The 22,699-nt window shown below is 45.8% G+C and carries 21 protein-coding genes and 1 pseudogene; 16 read left to right on the top strand and 6 right to left on the bottom strand.

Annotated features, from left to right (window positions below; translation table 11 throughout):
• Positions 1-18: 18 nt before the first annotated feature.
• Complete coding sequence (locus AC4E8B_RS02450) at positions 19-693, bottom strand: NAD(P)H-dependent oxidoreductase (protein WP_490216790.1); 675 nt, start codon at positions 691-693, stop codon at positions 19-21.
• A gap of 282 nt (positions 694-975) precedes the next feature.
• Between AC4E8B_RS02450 and AC4E8B_RS02455 the strand changes: the two genes are divergently transcribed.
• The 5 genes and pseudogenes from AC4E8B_RS02455 (at position 976) to AC4E8B_RS02475 (ending at position 5,697) form a co-directional block, all read left to right on the top strand.
• Complete coding sequence (locus tag AC4E8B_RS02455) at positions 976-2,019, top strand: YsnF/AvaK domain-containing protein (protein ID WP_490216791.1); 1,044 nt, start codon at positions 976-978, stop codon at positions 2,017-2,019.
• Between the two features lie 153 nt (positions 2,020-2,172).
• Positions 2,173-2,364, top strand: a pseudogene (locus AC4E8B_RS02460) (LysE family transporter); the annotation flags it as partial.
• A gap of 66 nt (positions 2,365-2,430) precedes the next feature.
• Positions 2,431-2,661 (top strand): excisionase family DNA-binding protein, encoded by a 231-nt coding sequence (locus AC4E8B_RS02465; protein ID WP_490216792.1) that lies wholly within the window; start codon positions 2,431-2,433, stop codon positions 2,659-2,661.
• An 846-nt stretch (positions 2,662-3,507) separates the two neighbouring features.
• Positions 3,508-4,170, top strand: coding sequence for a helix-turn-helix transcriptional regulator (locus AC4E8B_RS02470; RefSeq protein ID WP_490216793.1), 663 nt, complete (start codon positions 3,508-3,510; stop codon positions 4,168-4,170).
• A 477-nt stretch (positions 4,171-4,647) separates the two neighbouring features.
• Entirely contained in the window at positions 4,648-5,697 is a 1,050-nt protein-coding gene (locus AC4E8B_RS02475) for an NAD(P)/FAD-dependent oxidoreductase (protein WP_490216794.1), read from the top strand.
• A gap of 43 nt (positions 5,698-5,740) precedes the next feature.
• Here AC4E8B_RS02475 and AC4E8B_RS02480 read toward each other — a convergent pair whose 3' ends face one another.
• Positions 5,741-7,270 (bottom strand): PH domain-containing protein, encoded by a 1,530-nt coding sequence (locus AC4E8B_RS02480; RefSeq protein ID WP_490216795.1) that lies wholly within the window; start codon positions 7,268-7,270, stop codon positions 5,741-5,743.
• Positions 7,267-7,761 (bottom strand): PH domain-containing protein, encoded by a 495-nt coding sequence (locus AC4E8B_RS02485; RefSeq protein WP_490216796.1) that lies wholly within the window; start codon positions 7,759-7,761, stop codon positions 7,267-7,269. Before AC4E8B_RS02485 ends, AC4E8B_RS02480 begins: the two co-directional genes overlap by 4 nt.
• Before the next feature lie 329 nt (positions 7,762-8,090).
• On the opposite strand from AC4E8B_RS02485, the gene guaC reads away from it, so the two are divergent.
• The 4 genes from guaC to AC4E8B_RS02505 all read left to right on the top strand — a co-directional run bounded on the left by guaC (position 8,091) and on the right by AC4E8B_RS02505 (position 11,830).
• Positions 8,091-9,074 (top strand): GMP reductase, encoded by a 984-nt coding sequence (guaC, locus tag AC4E8B_RS02490; protein ID WP_094767991.1) that lies wholly within the window; start codon positions 8,091-8,093, stop codon positions 9,072-9,074.
• A 131-nt stretch (positions 9,075-9,205) separates the two neighbouring features.
• Positions 9,206-9,739: a sigma-70 family RNA polymerase sigma factor gene (locus AC4E8B_RS02495; protein WP_490216797.1), complete on the top strand. Its 534-nt coding sequence runs from the start codon at positions 9,206-9,208 to the stop codon at positions 9,737-9,739.
• Positions 9,723-10,883, top strand: a complete 1,161-nt coding sequence (locus AC4E8B_RS02500) for a hypothetical protein (protein WP_490216799.1) — start codon at positions 9,723-9,725, stop codon at positions 10,881-10,883. The genes AC4E8B_RS02495 and AC4E8B_RS02500 overlap by 17 nt, the downstream gene beginning before the upstream one ends.
• Positions 10,884-11,014: 131 nt before the next feature.
• Positions 11,015-11,830: a hypothetical protein gene (locus tag AC4E8B_RS02505; protein WP_490216801.1), complete on the top strand. Its 816-nt coding sequence runs from the start codon at positions 11,015-11,017 to the stop codon at positions 11,828-11,830.
• Between the two features lie 44 nt (positions 11,831-11,874).
• On the opposite strand, the gene AC4E8B_RS02510 is transcribed toward AC4E8B_RS02505, so the two are convergent.
• The 3 genes from AC4E8B_RS02510 to AC4E8B_RS02520 all read right to left on the bottom strand — a co-directional run bounded on the left by AC4E8B_RS02510 (position 11,875) and on the right by AC4E8B_RS02520 (position 15,087).
• Positions 11,875-13,083 carry an MFS transporter gene (locus tag AC4E8B_RS02510; RefSeq protein ID WP_490216803.1) on the bottom strand — a complete coding sequence of 403 codons (1,209 nt, stop codon included), beginning with the start codon at positions 13,081-13,083 and terminating at the stop codon, positions 11,875-11,877.
• 355 nt (positions 13,084-13,438) lie between these two features.
• Positions 13,439-14,635, bottom strand: a complete 1,197-nt coding sequence (locus AC4E8B_RS02515; protein ID WP_490216804.1) for an MFS transporter — start codon at positions 14,633-14,635, stop codon at positions 13,439-13,441.
• Positions 14,632-15,087, bottom strand: a complete 456-nt coding sequence (locus tag AC4E8B_RS02520) for a MarR family winged helix-turn-helix transcriptional regulator (protein ID WP_490216806.1) — start codon at positions 15,085-15,087, stop codon at positions 14,632-14,634. Before AC4E8B_RS02520 ends, AC4E8B_RS02515 begins: the two co-directional genes overlap by 4 nt.
• Before the next feature lie 182 nt (positions 15,088-15,269).
• Here AC4E8B_RS02520 and AC4E8B_RS02525 point away from each other — a divergent pair, with 182 nt between their 5' ends.
• The 7 genes from AC4E8B_RS02525 to AC4E8B_RS02555 all read left to right on the top strand — a co-directional run bounded on the left by AC4E8B_RS02525 (position 15,270) and on the right by AC4E8B_RS02555 (position 22,697).
• Positions 15,270-18,467 carry a DEAD/DEAH box helicase gene (locus AC4E8B_RS02525; RefSeq protein ID WP_490216808.1) on the top strand — a complete coding sequence of 1,066 codons (3,198 nt, stop codon included), beginning with the start codon at positions 15,270-15,272 and terminating at the stop codon, positions 18,465-18,467.
• A gap of 143 nt (positions 18,468-18,610) precedes the next feature.
• Positions 18,611-19,150: a bifunctional transcriptional activator/DNA repair enzyme AdaA gene (locus tag AC4E8B_RS02530; protein WP_490219467.1), complete on the top strand. Its 540-nt coding sequence runs from the start codon at positions 18,611-18,613 to the stop codon at positions 19,148-19,150.
• Positions 19,147-20,046 (top strand): DNA-3-methyladenine glycosylase family protein, encoded by a 900-nt coding sequence (locus tag AC4E8B_RS02535; protein ID WP_490216810.1) that lies wholly within the window; start codon positions 19,147-19,149, stop codon positions 20,044-20,046. Before AC4E8B_RS02530 ends, AC4E8B_RS02535 begins: the two co-directional genes overlap by 4 nt.
• Positions 20,039-20,527 (top strand): methylated-DNA--[protein]-cysteine S-methyltransferase, encoded by a 489-nt coding sequence (locus AC4E8B_RS02540; RefSeq protein WP_490216811.1) that lies wholly within the window; start codon positions 20,039-20,041, stop codon positions 20,525-20,527. The genes AC4E8B_RS02535 and AC4E8B_RS02540 overlap by 8 nt, the downstream gene beginning before the upstream one ends.
• 93 nt (positions 20,528-20,620) lie before the next feature.
• Positions 20,621-20,959 (top strand): DnaJ family domain-containing protein, encoded by a 339-nt coding sequence (locus tag AC4E8B_RS02545; RefSeq protein WP_490216812.1) that lies wholly within the window; start codon positions 20,621-20,623, stop codon positions 20,957-20,959.
• A gap of 143 nt (positions 20,960-21,102) precedes the next feature.
• Positions 21,103-21,414 (top strand): YrhK family protein, encoded by a 312-nt coding sequence (locus AC4E8B_RS02550; protein ID WP_490216813.1) that lies wholly within the window; start codon positions 21,103-21,105, stop codon positions 21,412-21,414.
• Between the two features lie 293 nt (positions 21,415-21,707).
• Positions 21,708-22,697 carry a LacI family DNA-binding transcriptional regulator gene (locus AC4E8B_RS02555; RefSeq protein ID WP_490216814.1) on the top strand — a complete coding sequence of 330 codons (990 nt, stop codon included), beginning with the start codon at positions 21,708-21,710 and terminating at the stop codon, positions 22,695-22,697.
• Positions 22,698-22,699 lie beyond the last annotated feature (2 nt).

Raw genomic sequence — 22,699 nt, forward strand, 5'->3', positions numbered from 1 at the left:
ATCTCTTCCTTTTCCCTTTTAATATGTCTTTACCACATCATCAAAAGCCCTTCTTGCTTTCGGACGCGGATCTTTTGTACGGTAGCCGAATGCAGCCATGACTGAAATGCCGAAATGGCCGTCTTCAAGGATGCCTTCCTCCTGGAGCAGCTCATTCATTTTTTCAATATTAAAGCCTTCAATCGGGCAGGAATCGATGCCGATCTGGGCAGCAGCAGTCATCATATTAGCTAAGGCAATGTATGTCTGCTTGGATGCCCAGTCATACAGCGGGCGGTCTCCGTCAAGAAGCTTAAAATCATCTTTCTGGAATTCTTCAATCCGGCCCAGATATTTTTCGAGTATGTCAGAAGGCATATTGAGAACATTGGTGAATTGATCTTTCAAATAATCAGAGTCGTACTTCGTATCCATTTTGGTCCGCGCCAGGATTACGACGAAATGGCTCGCGTCGGGAAGTTTGCTGTAGGCACCCCAGGAAGCATTTTTGATTTTTTCCCGAAGCTCCGGGCTTTCAATGACAGCAAAGCGCCAAGGCTCAAATCCGAATGAGCTTGGAGACAGGCGGCCTGTTTCCATGATGAAGCGGAAGTCATCCTCCGGGATTTTTTTATCTGGATCAAACTCCTTTGTTGCATGGCGGAAATGGTAAGCGTCAAGAATCTCCTGCTTTAATTCTTCTTTATTGCGCATCTCGTCAACTCCTTCTATTTTACTATCATTAAAATTACCATAATCACTTTTTTAATTCATGGAATCGGCTCGGCAGAACCAGAGGTGGTGGAAAATATTGCTTACTATTCCTCTATTTCCATATATTAATCCGGACATAGTCCGGGTAGATATTAACTACAGTTGAATATGGGAACTTCTTGGAAAAGCTGGAGCATACAGAGCTGTTTTTTATATGTTTCCAGCAGGGTCCATCGGGTAATTGAAAACTAGAGCCGAAATAAAAAATTACAGGAGGTAATCATGATGAATAACAACAAAAAGTTCATTGGAGTATTTGATACGCAGGAAGAAGCAATTAAGAAGATTGATGACTTGAAGCTCCAGGGCTACGGAGAATCGGATATTTATGCCGTTGCGAAGGATGCCGATGATATCTCTATGGTAAGAGGCCGCACCGGGGCAGAAGTGGAAGGAACGGATGCGGACAGCAGTACATGGCTGGACAAGTTCATGTCATTCCTGACCGGCGAGGATGAGGTCCGCGGAGGAATGCAGAATATGGGCTTGACGGATGAAGAGTCTGACCGCTATTACAGTGATATCCAGGCAGGGAAGATCCTGCTGTACGTTGATAAGGAATATGATCAATTCTATGGTGACCGGACACTTGGGAATGAAGCTGATCCTGCAAGACCTGCTTCCCCGAACCTTGATGCAACAGGCTATGGTGCAGTAACCGGGCCGAATAGTACAGCAGGTACAGCCGGCATGGCAAATACTGCAGGAATGCGTACAGGCAGCCTGACCGACGAGCCGGACGGCTATGTAGAGGGTGTTAAGGCAGATAAAGTGAACGGCTATGCTGATGATGATGACTTGACGGACGAACAGCGCCTGCGCCTGCGTGAGGAGCGCCTGCAGGTTGACAAAGAGCGCGTCCAGACCGGTGAGGTTCATGTTGAAAAAGATGTTGTAGAAGAAGATCGTTCTGTTGATGTGAATGTCAGCCATGATGAAGTATATGTAGAACGGCGCAAAGTCGATGGACAGGCAGCTGACGGAGATACAAGGCCGATTGTCGATGACAATGATGATATAAGAATTCCCATTACAGAAGAACGGCTGGAAGTGACGAAGAAGCCTGTCGTGACTGAAGAGCTTGTTGTCGGCAAGCGGAAGGTAGAGGATACAGAGACTGTGAGAGATACAGTCAAGCGTGAAGAAGCCCATGTGGATGGGGCGGATGATCTTGATGAAGATGATCGTGATTCAGGCGCCGCCTACCTGGGCAGCGATCACGACGATAGTCTGGCAGACCGCATGGACGATCGCGGCCGCTTCTAATCTGATAGTGATCACGGCGAAACAGCCAGCATTTTGCTGGCTGTTTTTTCTATGCAAAATTTTATTACGTTCACATGACAGTGGTATAATTTGGTATATAAAAGAATGCGGGAAAGCGTATGGTGAAATTCTATTTATTTACTTTGATGTGCATTTTTCCCGTTCCTCATGATGGGATCAGTCTATACCGTTTTGACTGCTGTCTGGTTTTTCTTATATGTACTCTTAATCCAGCAAATCAGTTCTTTCATGAAAAAACCGAAAACTCAGAAGGCAATTGAAGGGCTGACCGGGACCATCCTCATCGGGTTCGGAATTAAGCTTGCCCTGGAGAAGGCGCGGTAAGCTCCTCATTTCCATCAAAACATGCTATTCTGTAAATAAGATCATAAGAACAGAAGGGCTGAGTCCATGTATTTAACCATTGAAGAAACGGCAGAATATCTGTCAATGCCAGCTGGTGCTGTCGAAAAGCTTGTGCGGCAGAAGAAAATCCGCGCCATTTTCGACGGAGAGCAATATCTTATCTATAAAGAGCAATTCAAGACCCATCTCGAACAAATGGAGAAGTATAAAAGGCTGGTAGAGGAAGTACTGAATGAACCGATTCCGGAAGACCGGGATATAAAGGATGAAGACTAAAACAAAGCGCCTGGGATGCCGGGTGCTTTTCTTTATTTTAAGGCTCTGTTAAAGTCTGCTGTTGATAATTTTGATTAAATGAAAATATAAAAACAGGAAGTCTTTTCCTTATTTGAGTGACCAGCAAGCCTTAAAAGTAGGCGGAGAATTTCCGGTTAAACTGCTGAAAATGGCACTGGTGGGTGTAAATAAGCGGAGAAATTCCGGTAAAGAGGAGCGAAATTGCCCATTTTCCTGTTTTTTGAGTCGATAGCCGGAATTTCTCCGTCTATTTGAGCTATTTTTAGAGTTTTTTTGAAATTAGGGGAAATTTCTCCGCTTATTTTTCAACCTGTCATTGATTCCCTCATTCAGGTTCAGGTCAGCTCTTTTATGGCTGGACTGGGAAGAAAATATTGCTCTTAAATAGCTCTTCTTGAATGGCCCCACGATTGGCTTATTGCACAAATGGGGCAGGTTAATTGAATGAGATCGAGCAAAACCGATATAGAATTAGACTTATTTTCGTTATTAACAGGTTTATAATAATCAAAGTGAACTTACAATAAGTTTTTGGGTTTTTAGAGGAGCACTATTCATATTTAAGGATGGTGCTCTTTAATTTTGTTTTTATATATTATAACGAACATAAATGAAGATAGATTAAATTTAATTTCCTGGGAATCATTAGAAATTTATATTCTTTTCCATAAAAAATGTGTTTGCATTTTATTTTTAAAAAGCTAAAGAACCGTTGATATTTCAGCAATGACAAGATTCTTGTCACTAGAAAATTAAGATGTGAAGAAGCTTATCTAGTCATTTGAAGGAATCTAAAATATTCTTATTTAAGAAAGGGGACAAATTATGAACTTATCTGTAAAAATCAAAAAGCTAAGAGCAGAAAATAATTTAACACAAGAACAATTAGCTGAAAAATTGAAAGTGTCAAGGTCCACTATATCAAGTTGGGAAACTGGGAGAAGTTATCCTGACTTAGTTATGGTTATCGGAATTTGCGACTGTTTTAATGTTTCTTTAGATTTTCTACTAAGAGAGGATGAGAAAATGGTGAAGAAATTAAATTTTGGAATCAAACAAAAAAGACTGTTGATAGGGCTAGTAGTTACTTTAACAGTATTGTTAATCAATACAGTAGTAAGCTCTACATCGTTTCAAGCTAATCCAAAGAGTTTGGAGATAAGTAACGTAAGTATGATTCGGGATTTAAGTTACAACGGAGAAAATCCAGACAGAGATTGGAATACAACAATTAATTTAGATATGAAATCAAAAAATGTGTTCTTTAAACCTGTATCGGGTGATTTATTAGTATTCAATGATAATGGAAATTTAGCATTACAAACAAATTGGTCGTTTAGCCTTTTTAACATTTTTGATATACAGAGAACTGTTCAAGCTGATCAGTCTGTTTTAATTAATGAAAATGTATCAACTGATGATATCACTGTGAAAATTCACGGAGACAAAAAATTGATACCATTTCATATATCTGATATTAATAACTAAAGTATTCAGCCTATGAAATGATCCTGTAATAAAAATGTTTTTCTGCATATTCAACTATAGGTGCCCTGTTCCAGAAAGGATTGGGGCACCTTTTTATTGAATTCCTTATTAAACAAAAGGGGCAGCATTCCTGTAATGAATAAGAGTGCGAAGTAAGTTTGTGAATAAATGTACTTAAACAAACGGGTGCTTTAGTTTACCAAGCAAATATCACAAAAATGGAACTTCCACAAATCAGGAAGTTCCATTTTATTTTTAATATCAACATGTAACTTTAACAGCCTTCTTTAAAAAGGAGAATGATGCACCGATTGAACGGCCATGATTCCGGCCTATCAATTGTGCATCAGCCTGGTGAGACAGGAAAAAGAGGAACTATGCTATTTAGGATAAGTTTATTGTTGTGCTGAGTGATAAAAAGGAGTATATTTAAATGAGAATGATAATCAATTCTATTGGTTATGAGGAGTGAGCGGAATGAGTCAGCAGGAAATCTTTGATGTTACCATTATCGGCGGAGGGCCTGCAGGCCTTTATTCGGCCTTTTACAGCGGCCTGAGGGAAATGAAAACAAAACTGATTGAATTTCAGCCGCAGCTTGGCGGAAAAATACATGTTTATCCGGAAAAGATGATTTGGGACGTCGGCGGCCTGACGCCAACTCCAGGTGCAAAGCTGATTACACAGCTGGTAGAGCAGGGGCTGACCTTTGATCCGGAGGTTGTGCTTAATGAAAAGGTGGAAGCGATCTCCCGCGGGGAGGATGGAATTTTTGTCCTTTCCGGATCTTCGGGAAGGCTGCATTATTCAAGGACAATCATTGTCGCTGTAGGCAGCGGAATTCTGAATCCCCAGAAGCTGAACATAGAGGGCGCTGAACGGTTTGAGGTTTCCAATCTGAATTATACGGTAAAATCACTGCAGCATTTCAAGGATAAAACGGTTATCATTTCAGGCGGCGGCAATTCTGCGATTGATTGGGCGAATGAGCTGGAGCCGGTCGCACGCCAGGTGTATATCGCTTTCCGGAAGGAGAATCTTTCCGGACATGAGGCGCAGGTGTCCCAGCTTCTTGGGAGCTCGGCCATCTGCCTTGGCTGCACGTCGATTACAAAGCTGATTGCAGGTGAAAGCCATGAGATGATTGAAAAGGTCGAGCTGACCAATTGTGAAACAGGAGAAGTTTCTTATCTGGATGTGGATGAAGTCATCATCAACCATGGCTATGAGCAGGATGCTTCATTATTGAAGAATAGCGGATTGAAGATTGATATTGCCCAGGATTTCTATATTTCCGGGAACAGCTGCAGTGAGTCATCCATTGAGGGTCTCTATGCAGCAGGGGATATCCTTCAGCATGAAGGCAAGCTCAATCTGATTGCAGGCGCGTTCCAGGATGCTGCCAATGCGGTGAACAAAGCAAAGCAATACATCCAGCCGGACGCCGGCAGGGCCGCGATGGTCTCGTCCCATAATGATGTATTTAAGCAGCGCAACCGCAAGATTGTCCAGCAGATGATTAAATAATAGAGATAAAGGCAGGTACCCGGACGTGGGAGCCTGCCTTTTTTTAGTATTCTTGATACCTGATTTCCGTTCCTCTTCCCACATACCATTCATAAAAGTCTGCCGCCATCTCTTTTGGCACATCATCAAGGCTGGAATGCAGGACCGGCTTTGCCCTGTTGACGGTTTCGATTGAAGCGAGGCCGAGCCATTTTTGAAAAAGGTTGCTTGTTACACTGATTTCAATTACCTTTTCTCGCTTGGAAATGAACAGTGAAGTGGAAAGGCTGCCCGATTTTATCTGGATGAACTGGCTGTTCAGGGTGTATCTTGTATTCCAGTAATCCAGAACCCTCAACAGGCCGATGATGATCAGGAGACCTGCAGAAACGAACAGCCAGGCTCTCTCCGTATCAAGGATTTCAGGCTTGAACCATGCCAGCCCTGCCGTTGCCAGAATCCACACCCAGCTTGGCTTTAACAGGCGGATCCAGAAGGACTTACCTGGCAGCCTCTTCATTTCCCTGGTGACTTCGTATTGCGGCAGGATTTCAGAAATCATTTCATAGGCCCTTTTAACAGGGAGGAACGGATACAAAGTGCTGATTTCAGGCGAATCCTCACCCAGGCTCACACCGCCTGCGCTTGTCAGCTTTACTTCTGCAAGTCCCAGCAGCCTTTTGATCGGCGGCTGTTTCACCTCAATAGCCTGTACCCTCTCTTTTAAAATGGAGAATTTTGATTCATCCAGTACTCCCTGAGCGATATAGATCCGTTCCTGGTCTGAGGAAATTTCATACTTCCCGTATTTAAGATAAGTCCTTGCCACCCCGATTCCGGTCGATACGAGCAGCAGAAGGATAAGGATGCCGGCAAGAAGGAAACTTGAACCCATCAATGCGGCAAACAGCCCCTGTGCCTGCTCATCCAGATCAAAGACTTCATCAATTTTAAAATAAATGGACAAAATGGCGGAAAACAGGACAAGAAAGCTGAAGGAAGTGAATGATGCTTTGAGGATGTCCTTTTTTCCAGGGGTAAAATGGACGATCCTCCGGGCAGGAAGTGCAGATTGATCATCGGGCCCGCCTGCGGTTTCGTTGCCAGCTGTAGGAATGTCAGCCGGCCCCGGCTGCGGGACAGCTTCCTCCTGCGGACGGGAAACATGTGCTTCCAGCTTTTCCGCTTCTTCTTTTCTGATCACCTTGAACTCAATCGCTGAATCTGCGCCTGTCATTCCTGTTTCAAACCGGATTGAAGTTAACCCGAATATCCGGTGAAAAAGGGAGGTGCGGTAATTTACATTCTGCACCTTTGAGAAAGGGATGGTCTGATTCGATTTGGTAAAAATCCCTTCTTTTAAGTGAAAGGAGCTGCCATCAAGCTTATAAGTGCTTGTCAGCCACTTCAGGACAATTGAAACAGCTGATACCAGCATAAAAAGGAAGAATACCAGCCTTCCGTATTTAACATACGCAGCATCAGAGCCAAATTTGATGACAAATAGAAAGAAAACGATGAATATGGAACCCTTCACCAGCTGGTAGAGATTCATCAGCATGATGAGCGGGTGATAGCGTTTTTCCTCTATCATTGTTCCACTTCCTTTATCTTGGCGAACCGGGCAATCGTGTCCCTCAGCTCCATTGCCACTTCCTCAGGCAATGCAGGGATGCTGTGGGACGAGCCCATCGTTTCAATCGAGATGGAATAGAGTCCATATCTCCTCATCAATGGCCCCTGGCTGGCAGATACAGATTGGATTTTTGTCATAGGGACCAGCTGGTGCTTCTCGGTGATCGCCCCGAATTTCAGCTTCAGGAATTCCTCGTCCACTCCATACCGCCAATTTTTATAAAGCAGCATCGGCCTGATGATAGACCAGGGAATAGAGAGAACTGTAATCACCGCTAACCCGATCAGAATCCAGCCGATCCACTCTTTCCATGCAAAATAATGATCCAGATAAAATAGTATGCCGAGAACGGCGAAGGCAATAATGTCACCGATCATATCGGCCGTAATCCAAACTTTTACCGCGTTTTTTGATAATCTGCTTTGAGGCGGTGCAATCCGCGATTCCAAAAATACCACTCCTGAAAACAATTTAATAGAAAAATTAAGTTCTTATATTATTTACGTCGCAGGTTTTCATAAAGATTCATTTAATTTTGAGGATAAGAGGGGCTTTTCTGATTTACAGCCTGTTTCACATGAAAAATAGAATGTATCTGTTTTCAAAGGATATTTCCCTTGCAAAATACGAACATTAATTTGAGTTGACTTTTTATCGTTCGTATATTAAACTCTTTAATGGGTTGGGGCAGGAAATGCCCGCCGAATAATAATAGTTGACTCTGGATGCTTCCGAGGAAGCAGGACTTGATTTTATACACATATAAGGAGTGTTACTCATGGATAATGTATTTGATTACGAGGATATTCAATTAATTCCGGCAAAATCAATTGTGAACAGCAGGACAGAGTGTGATACAACGGTTGAGTTTGGAGGACGCACCTTTAAGCTGCCGGTTGTGCCTGCCAATATGCAGACCATTATTGATGAGCGCATTTCCATTCAATTAGCAGAAAAGAATTATTTTTACATCATGCATCGCTTCCAGCCTGAGAAGCGCCTTGCATTTGTAAGGGATATGAAATCACGCGGATTATATGCGTCAATCAGCGTCGGTGTTAAAGAGGAAGAATACACTTTCGTTCAGCAGCTGGCTGAGGAAAATCTGGTTCCTGAATATATTACAATCGACATCGCCCATGGCCATTCCAATGCAGTGATCAAAATGATTCAGCATATCAAGCAGCTCCTGCCTGGAAGCTTTGTCATCGCAGGCAATGTTGGCACGCCTGAAGCAGTCCGTGAGCTTGAGAATGCAGGTGCCGATGCAACAAAGGTTGGGATCGGGCCAGGGAAGGTCTGCATTACAAAAATTAAAACCGGCTTCGGAACCGGCGGCTGGCAATTGGCTGCATTAAGATGGTGCGCCAAGGCAGCGAGCAAGCCGATCATTGCGGATGGAGGCATCCGCACACATGGCGATATTGCTAAATCAGTCCGTTTCGGCGCTTCCATGGTCATGATCGGTTCCCTGTTTGCAGGGCATGAAGAATCGCCGGGTGAGACAGTTGAAGTAAACGGAAAGCTGTACAAAGAGTACTTCGGATCTGCTTCTGAGTTCCAAAAAGGCGAAAAGAAGAACGTTGAAGGCAAGAAAATGCACGTAGAATACAAAGGTGCTTTAGAAGATACGCTGATCGAAATGGAACAGGATCTTCAGTCCTCCATCTCCTATGCGGGAGGAAACAAGCTGTCCGCCATCAAGAATGTGGATTATGTGATAGTCAAGAACTCCATCTTCAATGGAGATAAAGTATACTAATCAGCAAGCCGCCTGTCCTGGATAGGCGGTTTTTTTCTGCATTCATAGGATAAAAATAAAATAAAAGGGACTTTTTTGAAACTAGAACATATTCGGAATTGTCTAACTGCCAGGAAGAAGGGGGGAAGGAATTGGAGAAACAAGAAAGAGACGTATTGCTTACAAAAGCCATGGATGAATATGGGCATTACCTGACCCGGCTTGCTTATGCCTTTGTAAAAGACGAAGCGAAAGCCGAGGATATCATCCAGGAAGTATATATCCGCTATTATCTGAAGCTGGAACAATTTGAAGGACGGTCAAGTGTGAAAACGTATTTATACAGAATGACAGTGAATGAATGCAAAAACTACCTGAAAAGCTGGTCTTTCCGAAAAATAGATTTCTTTAATAAAAAAAGTGTGATGCCTTCATCCAATTTTACCCCTGAGGAGGAAGTGCTGAGGCGGGAGGGTGAAAACTGGACTTTCCGGCTGATCGACAGGCTGCCGGTCAAATATAAGGAAGTGCTGTGGCTTCATTATTATGCTGAACTTTCTGTAGTGGAGATCGGAGATATTTTGAAGTGCCCGGCCAATACGGTGAAAACCAGGCTGGCCAGGGGAAGGAAGATGGCGCGGCTGACAATGGGAGAGGAGGAGATTGAAGATGCCAAAGGATATTAAACAAGAGCTTGAGGACAGCATCCCGGATCATATCACCATGTCAGGCAGGCAGAAGCAGACAATTTTAACAGAGGCAGCCAAACGCCTTGAACGCAAGCCCCGCCGTAACGGCAGGCTCATTCTGCCCCTTGTCAGTGCAGCCGCCATCCTGGGTTTGTCGGGCATACTCGCCGCACCATATGTCCAGGAACAGCTAAAAGAGAATGAGGTCCAGCAGCAGCTTGACGCCTCATTAGAAAAAATGACCGTTCCAGAGGCGAGCTATCCTTCTCTCATCAACTCCCAATATAAAGAGGAAACGAATGAACTGGTCTACACAGACGGAAAAGGGTTCTATTCCTTTAATAAGGAAACAAAAACAACAGAGACGCTGGTCAAGCCGGAAGAGGGGGCAGGTTTGTATGAATTTGCTGTGAATGGTGATTGGCTTGTGTGGGACAGCCGGAGCAAAGTGTACACAATGAACCTCAAGACGAAAGAGGTTAAAGAGATTCCTGGCAGTGCTGCTGCAGGTGATTTTCAGATTGAAGAGAATACCCTGAGCTATCTGTCTGCTGATGGCCAATCATGGGGATATAAACTGGTGGATTTGCTGACATTATCTGAATCTAAATTGCATGAGCTCACAGGAGAAGGCACAAGCAGCCAGACAACCCTGGATGAAGGACAGATTGTCATACCAGAAACCATTGTGGAAAATGGAGAAAAGAATATTCTTTTTACCCTCTATGACTTGAAAGGCGGGGAAGAGGAAAGGGAATTCGCAGTTCCTTATGACCGGGCTGCAAATGTTACACTGACGGATGACAAAATCTATGCGGAGCTGTCAAATGACGGTAAAGCTCCGGTTTTGGCGTATACGAGCCTGGAAGACGGTAAGCTCCACAAAGTAAAGACTCCTCCCTTCGATGCTTATGCTGTATACGAAGATTATTTGGCTTTGAGTATACCGGAAAAAGAAGATTCGAATACGGTCAAACTGTACCGGATCATCGATGACAGTGCAGTGGCCCTGCCTGCATTTGATCATGTAGAAGAACGGCTGGTCAAACCGAGGTTTACAGATAACGGTGTGCTTGTGGTAAACGGGGAAGGCGCGGATTTTTCTATGTATCTTCTGGGTACAGAAAAAATTAAAGATTGAAGGAATGGCACTCTTATCCTTTACTTCAGCTTGGTGCTGGACAGGAAAAATCTCTCCATTCATTCGCCTCTGGAGCTATAATAAATGGGAGATAAAAGAGGAGAGGGGCGGTTTCAATAGACTTGTTTGAATTGTACTATAAAAAATACAATGAAACAGTGCAGGCGGAGGATTATATTGAGTGGGCCAGCAGCTGTCTTGAACTGGATACACGCGAGATCAAGAAGCTCGCCGGAATGAGGGCGCCCTTCAATGTGTTTGAAATTGAAGCTATGTTTACCGATGCAATGAAAAGCATCGGTCATGAACCCCCTGCTGAAGAAGAATGCCTTCAATATCATCTAAAGCAGCTGCATGCAAAGTTATTGATGCCTGCAGAGAATGCCATTGAAATGGTTAAAGAGATTTATATCTGTGCAGCGCGAAATGGTTTATCCGGGGAACAGATGGATTGGCAGGAAGTCAGCGACGCCATTGATGATTACGAGTACGGTGATAATCTCCCCGGCTATACCATGGATAAAATCCATGAACTGATCATCACAAACGCCAGGAGGCTCTGGCATACTAAATTCAGCAAAATATCTTTCCGGGGATTCATCGGGCAAATAATCACTAATATTGATACGGATGGTCAATTTATAATTGAATTTGAAAAAGGATATCTCAGTATTGAGTGTCCCTGGAGGATACGAAAGGCAGATGGGATCCTGCTGGGAGAAACAGATATACGCTCAAATTCAAGAGAATGGAAGTCTGTCAAAGAACTATTGGCAGGCAAAAGACTTGAGGATGTCAGGCTGCTGGAGCAGTGTCCGTTTCTCATAGTACAGTGCGGGGACTTGTTCCTGGACTTATTCCATGCAAGTTCTTTTTTCGACGGATGGACCCTCGCTGACGAGGAAGATTTCTATCTGTTTTCCATGCACGGAGGAAGTATAGCATAAGTGAAGAAACAAAAAAACGGCACCCATCCAGGTGCCGTTTCTATTTATCCGGCTTTCTCAGCCAGCTCCATCCCGTTTTTCAGGCTCTTGAACCTCAGGTAAAAGGCGCATGTCATGACCAGGGACAAGGCTCCGAAGATGACGCTCATATACTGCAGGCCGACTGCATCAAGCAGGAATCCGGTCATGAGGAGGACAATTTGGAAGACCAGGCGGTCCAGCATGTTCCGGAAAGAGAAGAAGCGGCCGTGGAAATCCTTTGGCACCCTTGTCTGGAAGATGGTGGCGGCAGTCGGGAAGAAGCAGCCGACAGAAAACCCGAAGATCAGGAATGCCAGGACAGACAGAACCGGTATATCAGCAAAATAAAGGATCAGCTGCGAAATGCCGATGATAAAGGAAAAGAAAAACAGGATGCTGTAAGGCGAGCTTTTGCCGCTGATCTTTTTCACCGCAAAGGCGCCGAGCATGAAGGCGACTCCCTCCGCAGTATAAATCCACCCTTTAATGGCCGAGCTGTCCTGAAGCTCGCTGATATTGATGACCATCAGGTTGAATCCGCCAAGAAATAATAGCGGGACAAGCGTAAGCACGAGTGTCATAAACACAATCGGAAGTCCCTTGATGACAGGGAAGACCTCTGAAAATCCTGCAGGCTTCTGTTTGACATCTTCCTGCTTCTCCGGCTCCTTTTTCTCCTCAAAGCTCAGGAAGCATGTGAGAAGGAATAAACCCAGATAGGCAGCGAGGGACAAGAGATAGAGCATGGATAAAGACATGATGACCAGGAATACCCCGGCAACGGCAGTTCCAAGCACTCGTGAAAGGGTTGATACATTCATGTACACGCCGTTCAGCTGCAATAGATCTTTCTCGCCGACCACCATCGGGATGGCTGCCTGGAGGGCAGGGAAATAGAATGCAGCCGATATTTGCAGGCAGACGAGGAAAACGACCATCCACCAGACTGAGCCGGTGTGGATGGCGATCAGCATAAATACAACGCTCACAGAGCGGGCGAAGCCGGAAACAAGCATGACGGTTTTCTTGCTTGCCTGATCCGTAATCCTGCCGGCTGCGGGACCAACCGCAAGGCCGGCAAGCAGGCCTGCTGCAAGAATAAGAGACTTCAGGAAATCTGAAGCTACCTTTTCCTGCATAAATTCAAGGTTGCCGATGATTCCGAGCCACAGGCCGAGCCCTGCAATGAACTCCCCTGTCAGTAAAATCCACACGTTCTTATTTTTCCACATATCTGCAGCCTCACGTTTCTGATTATTTCGTTTCTCTAAAGATACTACAGAATTGAAATTTAATGAATGGGTTTACAGTAACTTCTTGCTTTAAACAAAAAAATTAAAATGTAAAGTCTTTTTGTGAGTCTGGCCAATCTAACATCTAGAAATAAAAAAGGATATCCTCACATCTGGAGGATACCCCTTTTCTTAAAAAATAAGAAAGTATATTTTTACTACTTTGATTACTGTCCAGCTCCAGCCCCTACCCCCTCGAGGTCACAAGCCAATCCTCCCAAAAAGGCAAAGAACGCATCTCCGGGAGGATTGACAGGTGCTTGTCGGGGGGACCAAGGTGCTTGCGCTTTTCTCATTACACTGCATCAGCAGCTGACCGTAAAGCATGATCCTTCCTGCCATGCAGGAAATAATACAGCACAGCAGACAAAAGGATCAGGGCGCCCATCATGATATACAGGCTACTGTAGCCTGTTATTGGAATGATGAGGCCAAGCAGGTATGGGCCGAATCCAAGGCCGGCGTCAAGGAAAATAAAGAAAGTGGAAGTGGCAAGCCCCAGCCTGTGCGGAGCCGTCAGCTTGACGGCGATCGCCTGTGTGCTTGACTGCATATTTCCGAAGCCAAGGCCGATCAGGACACCTGATAATAGCAGGATAATGCTTGACCCTGCTGTGCTTAACAGGAGCATGCCGGCGGCGAACAGGATGAATGCCGGATACATGATATAGTTGGCGCCCTTCAGGTCCATCAGGCGCCCTGTAAACGGACGGGACAGCAGGACGGCGACTGCATAGACAATAAAGAAGAAGCTTGCAGCATCCACAAGATCAAGCTCCATCGCATAGAAATTGATAAAAGACAGGACACTGGAATAACAAAAAGCAATAGCCAGGGTGATGACCGCAATCGGCAGCGCTTTTGGTTCCACAAAGTCCGAAACCCTGAAGCCTTTTGCTTCTGCGCTCTTCGGAGTGCCTGTGACAGGCGGGACAGTGACAAGAAAGGCAGTCGCAAGGCTTATAATCCCCAATGCCAGGCAAAAGCTGAAAATCATTTCAAAGCTTGTATGCTGGCTCATATAAATCCCGATGAAAGGCCCGACCGCTGTCGCCAGTGTTGCACTCATGCTATAGTAGCCAATCCCTTCTCCTTTCCGGGCTGCCGGTATGATCTGCGCAACGATTGTACCTGTAGCTGTACTGGCCATGCCAAGCGTGATTCCGTGAACAAAGCGGTTGGCCAGCAGAAAGGCAATCCCGGCATGGACAAAATATAAAAGCGTCGTCAGCGTAAAGAATATCAGTCCAATGAACAGCATTCTTTTGCGTCCGACCAGATCGATATAGCGCCCGATGAACAGCCTGCCGATGAGCGTCCCGATAATAAAGATCCCTGTTACTAATCCGGCCTGGCTTGTCGATGCATCATATTCATTGACGGCATAGACAGAAATGGTGACCATCAGCAAGTAAAAGACCAGTGTTAAAAAAAAGTTGATGGAGGATACAACGATGAAGTCCTTGGTCCAAAGTTTTGCTTCTGAGTTCAATGTGTTTCCCCCTGTTCCATTAAGTTGCTGCGGATGCCTTCCATGATGGTGATGGCTTTGAGCTGTTCTTCTTCTGTAAAACCTTTTAGAATCCTTTGCTCAAATTCATCAATGGTCAGCCGCACTTCGCTGTACACTTTATGGCCAAGCTCTGTGAGCTGCATCCTTTTTTCGCGGCGGTCTTTGCTTGGCACCTGTTCCACAAAGCCGAGCTCCTCCAGCCTGGTGATTGTCCGTGTGACGGTCGGCTTTTCAACGCCCTGGTAATGGGAAAGCTCCACAAGAGTGGCTGAGCCAAAATTGGAGATATAATATAAAATCGTCCATTGCGCCCTCTGAAGCTGATGCTGTGCAAGAAGCTGATTAAGCTTATTTTCAAACGGGCGGTAGAGCATTAAAAGCTGATGAAAGAATTTCTGAAACGTTTTGATGGCAAACACCTCTATATTCATTTAGTTATCAATGATAATAGTTACCGTAAGTAACTATAATAATATATCAGAAAGTGTCTGCCCCTGTCCAGGGGACAGGCCATAATTTTACAATTATAAGGCAGATCGGCAGGAAAGAGAAATAGGGTTTTCCTTGTCTCTATGATAAAATTTCAATATCAATAATGGACGAGGGGATATAGTTGAACATTCAATTGGACAGCAAAAAAATAAAAGAATCGTGCGGGCTGGTTTCTTTTAGGAAAGGGGATTCTTTCTACCGTTCCAAGAAGGTAGTGTTCAGCCGCTATGAGCCGGAATACTGTGAGGCAGATGTGATGGCTGCCGAGGATTTCCATGTCTGCATTCAGGGGGACGGGAAAGGCGGCTACCATGCGGAGTGCAGCTGTCCGAGGCTTGCTTCTGCCAAAACAGACTGCCAGCATATTGCGGCCGTCCTGGTGGCCATTCTTGATCATCAGACAAATGGCACAGCTCCATTGATGGACGTGGAGGGGGAGGGACATGAGTCGCTGGCGGAAGGGCTGCTGACGATTTTTGAAAAAGAGCCTTCCCGCTCAAGCGGAGAACAGCTTCACTTCGAGGACAGACAGCCGGCAGAAGCCTGCTTTACATGCATGCCGATATCTCTTGCAGATGGCAGTACCATGCTGGGAATGGAAGCCAGTATAGCCCTGCACCCGGTGAGGGACATCAGAATATTTCTTATGGATGTAAAAGACAGAAGGACGAGCGAGATTTCCCCCTTCTTTACATATGAACCTGCCGGGCATTATTTTCGGAAAGAAGATGATGCTGTCCTACAGGAGCTGACGCGGATCATTGAGGATGAACAGGCTCATAAAGAAGGGAAGATGATAGAAGCGGACACGTCTATTCTGCTGATCCCTCCTACCTCCTGGAGGCGGCTCCGTTCCTTTCTCACAGCTGCCCCGAAGGTACAGCTCAAAAATGAAGGGCAGGTATACGAAGGCATCAGCTTGCCGGAAGAGCCGCTGCCATTGTCGTTCCGTTTTGAGCTGAACGAAAATAAAGGCGGCCGGCTTGTGGTGAAAGGCATGGACAAAATCTTAATTCTGCAGGCATATCAGTCAGTCTTGTACCGGGGTATGATATATCAGCTTGAAAATGAGGACTGCAAGCGCCTGGCAGACCTGAAGGGGATGCTTGCGGCCTCAGGCACGGACCGGATTCCTATACAAAAAGAGCAGGTCGGCTTTCTGCTGGAAAAGGTCGTACCAGGGTTGAAGAAGCTGGGAGAAGTGCATCTCCCGGGCGGGATCAAGACTCAGCTCATCCAGTCGCCGCTGACAGCCAAACTATACTTGGACCGCCTGAAAAACAGGCTCCTTGCAAGCCTTGAATTTCAATATGAAAATGTCGTCTTTAATCCGCTTGAAGAGAAGGAGTTTCATACAGATTTCCTGCTGATCAGGGATGAAGAGAAGGAAAGAAGCATCCTGAAGGTGATGGAAGAGAGCAGCTTTGCCAGAACCGACAGCGGCTACTATCTCCAGAATGAAGAGCTGGAATATGAATTTCTGTACCGGCAGCTTCCAAAGCTCCAGGCGATGGTCAAGGTATATGCGACAACCGCGATCCGGAACCGCATCTTCAGGGAAAGCATGCACCCGCGCATTTCCGTTAAGGTGAAAAAAGAGCGGACCAACTGGCTGGAATTCAAATTTGCCATGGATGGGATCCCGGAGCTTGAAATCCGCGGCCTATTGGCTTCCCTTGAGGAAAAGAGGAAATATTACCGGCTGCGGGATGGGGCGCTGCTCTCCCTTGAATCCAGGGAATTTGATGAAATCAGGCGGTTTCTGAATGAGGTTCCTGCCCAGGATGAGGATCTGGAGGAGGGACTGAACATGCCCATTGTCCCGGCGCTCCGCCTTCTTGGCTCCTTGGAGGAAGGGGAAGTATTCAGCTTTGAAGATTCTTTCCGGAGCTTTCTCGAGGAAATCCGGACCCCTGGCAGCCGCCAATTTGCTGTACCGGAAAGCCTGGAGCCTGTGCTGCGCGACTATCAAAAGCAAGGCTATCAGTGGCTGAAAACGCTGGCGGGCTATGGGTTCGGCGGCATCCTTGCAGATGATATGGGTCTGGGGAAGACACTGCAGGCCATCGCCTATATCCTGTCCGAGCTTCCGGCAAACCGGAGGCTGCAGCAGCCTGCCCTGATTGTTTGCCCATCCTCCCTGACCTATAACTGGCAGAGTGAATTTGAGAGATTCGCACCGGAGATCAAGAGCATGGTGATGGACGGCAGTAAATCTGAAAGGGAAAAGATGCTGGGAGAAGCAGGAGAGCTGGATGTCCTGATTGTGTCATATCCGCTGCTCCGCAAGGACATCAGCAGCTATGAGAAACAGCATTTCAGCACAGTCTTTTTTGACGAAGCGCAGGCGTTCAAAAATCCTGTCACCCAAACGGCAAGGACGGTTAAACGGATCCAGGCAGGAAACCGGTTTGCGCTTACAGGAACGCCGATCGAAAATTCGCTGGAGGAACTGTGGTCGATTTTCCATGTGATCTTCCCGGAGCTCTTCCAGGGGCTCCGCGAATTCAGTTTCCTGGAAAGGAAGACAATCAGCAGGAGGACCGGCCTGTTCCTGCTCAGGAGATTAAAATCGGATGTGCTGACCGAGCTTCCGGAAAAGACAGAATATCTTGAGTCAGCCGAGCTGCTGCCAGATCAGAAAAAGCTGTATGCCGCCTATCTGGCCAAGCTCCGCCATGACACACTCAAGCACCTGGACAAAGATACGCTCCGAAAAAACAAGATCAGGATCCTTGCCGGACTCACCAGGCTGAGGCAGATATGCTGCCATCCGGCTCTGTTCGTGGACGGCTATAAGGGAAGCTCTGCGAAATATGAGCAGCTGCTGCAGATCATTAAAGAATCACGTTTGTCCGGCAGGCGGGTGCTGATTTTTTCCCAATTCACGAAAATGCTCGATATGATCGGAAGAGAATTGGCCAGGCAGGGCATCGGCTTCTTCTACCTGGATGGACAGACTCCCTCAGAGGAGAGGGTCACTTTGTGCGGGCGCTTTAACAGCGGTGAGCATGACTTTTTCCTGATTTCCCTGAAGGCAGGAGGGACCGGCCTGAATCTGACCGGCGCCGATACGGTCATCCTTTATGATCTCTGGTGGAATCCGGCAGTCGAGAACCAGGCTGCAGACCGGGCCTACAGAATGGGCCAAAGGCATAATGTGCAGGTGATCAAGCTGCTGGCCCGCGGAACCATTGAGGAAAAGATGAATGAACTGCAGGATAAGAAACGGAATCTCATTGAAGAGGTCATCGAGCCTGGCGGAAAAAGTCCGGGAATGCTCACAGAGGATGATATCCGGGAGATATTGAATGTCTAATAATCCTTCAGAACTGTCTCAATGATGGGACCATAACAGCAAGATTGAAGACGAAACCTGCAGCCTTATCCTGTAAAATGGCAATACAAAGCAGAGTGACAGGAGGGAGTAGGTTGGAGAAAGTTTCTTTGTCTTTTGAAGAAATGTGGGAAAAGATCCTGTCCTGTGACCGGACATACGACGGGCTCTTTTTTACAGCAGTGAAAACGACCAAAATCTATTGCCGGCCATCCTGCCGGTCAAGGAAGCCGAAAAAGATCAATGTGGAATTCTATTTCAGCAAGGCGGACGCGGAGCAGAAAGGCTATAGGGCCTGCAAAAGATGCCAGCCGGAAGTGGAGCATTCTCCTCAAGTCGGGCTGGTCCGGAAGGTCATTTCCTTTCTTATCAATCATTATGGGGAAAAAGTGACCCTGCAGGACATTGCGGAGGATGCAGGAGTCAGTGCCTTCTATCTGGAGCGATTATTTAAAGAGGAAACATCGGAAACGCCGCGGGAATACCTGGAAAAGATCCGGGTAGATAAAGCTGCCCATCTGCTGGCTCACTCCGGGCTGACGAACCTGGAGATATGTTTTGAAGCAGGGTTTCACAGTCCTTCAAGCTTTTACAAGAGCTTCAGGAGAGTGAATGCCTGCACCCCAAGTGAATACCGAAAAAGAAAGCAGGTGCTTCAGGAATGAGGTGGGAGCATAAGGAATCCTCGCTGGAACTTGAGCTCCCGGATAATTTTGATTTCAGGGAGGCCCTCGTCTTCCTGGGCAGGTCAAGCCAGGAGATCCTCCATGATGTTGAAGATTCTGCGGTTTATAAAGGGATTATCATTGATGGGGAAGTGATCCTGCTTAAAATAAGCTCTACTGAAACCCATCTTCATGCCGGCTTTTTGCTTGGGGCTCCATCGGAAAATGGAAGAAAGAAGGCGGCTGATTTTATTGAAGAGTGGCTTGATTTAAAGCGTGATGCAAGGGGATTTGCAGAGGTGGCGGCCGGGGACCCGCTCCTGAAGGGCCTGGCAGAACGCTATGCCGGACTGCGGATCATAGGAATACCGGATTTATTTGAAGCGCTTGTCTGGGCGGTCATCGGGCAGCAGATCAATCTCACCTTCGCCTATAAGCTGAAAAAGGCTTTTACCGAAAAGTATGGGACTTGCTTTTCTTATGAGGGCCGGTGCTTTTGGATATTTCCTGAACCCGAAAGGATTGCTGCCCTTGACCCGGAGGAGCTGAAACAGCTGCAGTTTACAGGCCGGAAAGCAGAATATATCATAGGGATTGCGAAGCTGATGGCAGAAGAAAAGTTAAAGAAGGATGATCTGTTGGGCCAGCCGGGAGCAAGGGATGTGTTGATGTCTCTTAAAGGAGTCGGTGCGTGGACTGCTGATTACGTTAGGATGAAATGCCTGCTGGATCCGTCCGCTTTTCCGATTGGGGACGCGGGGCTTCAGAACGCCTTAAAGCTGCAGATGGGCTTAGACAGAAAGCCATCCATCGAAGAAATTGAAAAATCCGCAAGCCGGTGGGCTGGCTGGCAGGCTTATGCAGTCTTTTATTTATGGAGGTCTTTATATGAATAAAGTATATTATGCAGATTATGAATCGCCGATCGGCACCATTGAAATTGCCGGCAATGACCAGGCCGTTGTCTCAATCTTATTTACTGAACGTGAAAAAGCAGAATACCAGCTTGAGCATGAACATCCTGATGCAATAAAAGAATGCTGGCAGCAGCTGGATGAGTATTTCAAAGGTGAACGCAGGGAATTCACCTTCCCATACTTGCTGGTAGGAACAGATTTTCAGCAGCGTGTCTGGAATGCACTGACTAGCATCCCCTACGCCAGTACAGGCACATACAAGGATATCGCCACTCTGATTGAGAATGAAAAGGCAGTAAGGGCGGTGGGGACAGCGAATGGCAGAAACCAGCTGAGCATCGTGTTTCCCTGCCACCGGATTATTGGCACAAACGGGACGTTGACCGGCTATGCCGGGGGTATTTGGAGAAAAGAGTGGCTGCTGGAGCATGAGCGGAAACATTTCAGCAAGAAGGACTGAGAAAACAAAGCCAAAAGAGGCTATTTACTGATATGTTATTTTTTTCAAGTTAGTGATATTATAGTGGAAGAATGCTATTATAGGAGGCCTTCGATGGACAGGAAATACAACGATTTAATCGGAGATATTCTTGAAAATGCAGGTGAAAAAGATAACTTTAATGGAAAAGGCAAGCCGCTGCCTAAAGAGTATTTCGAGCAGGATACCTACCAGCGCTTCCAGAAAATCGCCAAGGATTCGGGCTATTTGCCGCCGTGGCTCAAGCTTCAAAAAGAAATCTCGGAAATGGTCCATGTATGCAGTACAGAAGAAGATGCTGCTGCTATCAACGAAAAAATCAGGAAATATAACATGGCATGTCCCCCGCCGATGCAGAAAAACATCATCCGCTTCAATGACCTGGAACAGGCAAAGAGAATCTGGCAGGTATAAGGGACTTTAACAGCTGTCTGCGGACGGCTTTTTATTTTGCATAAAATTAGCAAAATCTATCATCTGCTCGACTTTTGGTTTCCAGTAAATAACACGAATCCTTATTGAATAAAAGGGAACAAACCAACTGGAGGGTGATATCATTGCAGATTGAAAAAAAGGTGTATGACAATGATGAGGATGTGTATATTCAGGTCGGGAAGTATAAAATGATTGTGGAAAAAAGGTATAATGTGCTCTCCTGGCTGAATGATTTCTTTCTTGGCGTCTTATATTTTATCGGCAGCATCTTGTATTTGACTGATGTAGATCAGAGGATTGCCATTTCTTTTTTCCTTGCTGGCAGTGTCCTTATGATTGCCAGGGCGGTTTTGAATATATTGAAGGATTTGCATATCAGGAACATTAAGCCGGGCAGGAGGAAAAGGAGATGGAAGGAGCGTGGAAGTGAATAGAGGTTAAAATGGGAGATGCGTGTAGCTATCTCTCATTTTTTATTTTAACAAATCCCATTAGTAAATCGTCAGAACTGTCCGGCGAAATCACTTTGAACCCGTACGAAGTAAAAATAGCAGAAAGAACCAGATAAAAGGAAAGGGGTGATCCTGATGAGGTCACTCCTTTATTTGTAAATAAAAACAGGTTAGATTAAAACTTTGTAAAAATTTTAGTAAAAACATTGATTTATTTACTAAAAGTAATAAAATAAATGTAAGCGATTTACTTATTGGGCGGAAGGAGGCTGCATATGGCGACAATCAAGAAGATAGCAGAAAAAGCAGGAGTTTCGATTGCCACCGTTTCCAGGGTTCTCAACTATGATGCTTCCCTGTCGGTTACAGACGATACCCGGAAAAAGATATTTGAAGCTGCAGAAGAGCTGGATTACAAGAAAAAGCCGGCTAAAAAAGATGCCGCTTTAAAAATTGCTGTCATTCACTGGTATACAGAGAAAGAAGAGCTGGAAGATCTGTATTATATGTCGATCCGCTATGGCATTGAGCAGCGGTGCCAGCAGCTCGGCATCCAATATGCCAACTATTTTTACGATGATTTGGAAAAAGCCAAGAGTGAAAGTCTTCAAGGCATCATAGCTGTCGGGAAGTTCAGCAAGGCGCAGGCCGATGCTCTGGGAGAAATCACCGAAGCTCTTGTTTTTGCTGATTACAGCCCGGATGAAGACCGGTATGATTCAGTTGTCGTGGATTTTGAAAAAGCGGCCGTGAAAATACTTGATTATTTAATAAGCAAAGACCATGAATTCATTGGCTATATCGGCGGACAAGAGATGTTTAAAGATGAATCGGGCGGAATTGAAGATGCACGCGAATCAGCTTATAGAAATTATATGGCAAGCCGCGGGCTTCTGGATGAAGGGAATATCTATAAGGGAAGCTTTACCGTGGACAGCGGCTATACGCTGATGAAAAAGATGATAGACGATAAAGGGGAGAGTCTCCCGACTGCGGTATTTGCTGGCAATGACCTTATTGCGATCGGCTGCCTGAGGGCCCTCCATGAAGCCGGTATCCAGGTTCCGGAGCGTGTCAATGTGATCGGAATCAATGATATCAGTGTATCCAAATATATTTTTCCGGCGCTGACCACCTTGAAGGTGCATACAGAGCCGATGGGCGAGGCGGCCGTCGATTTATTATTAGAAAGAAATCAGGGCAGGAAGATTGCGAAGAAGGTGTTTCTGGCGACTGAACTGATTAACCGGAGCAGCAGCTTTTAACT

It is taken from the genome of Bacillus sp. SRL543 (genome assembly GCF_984799205.1).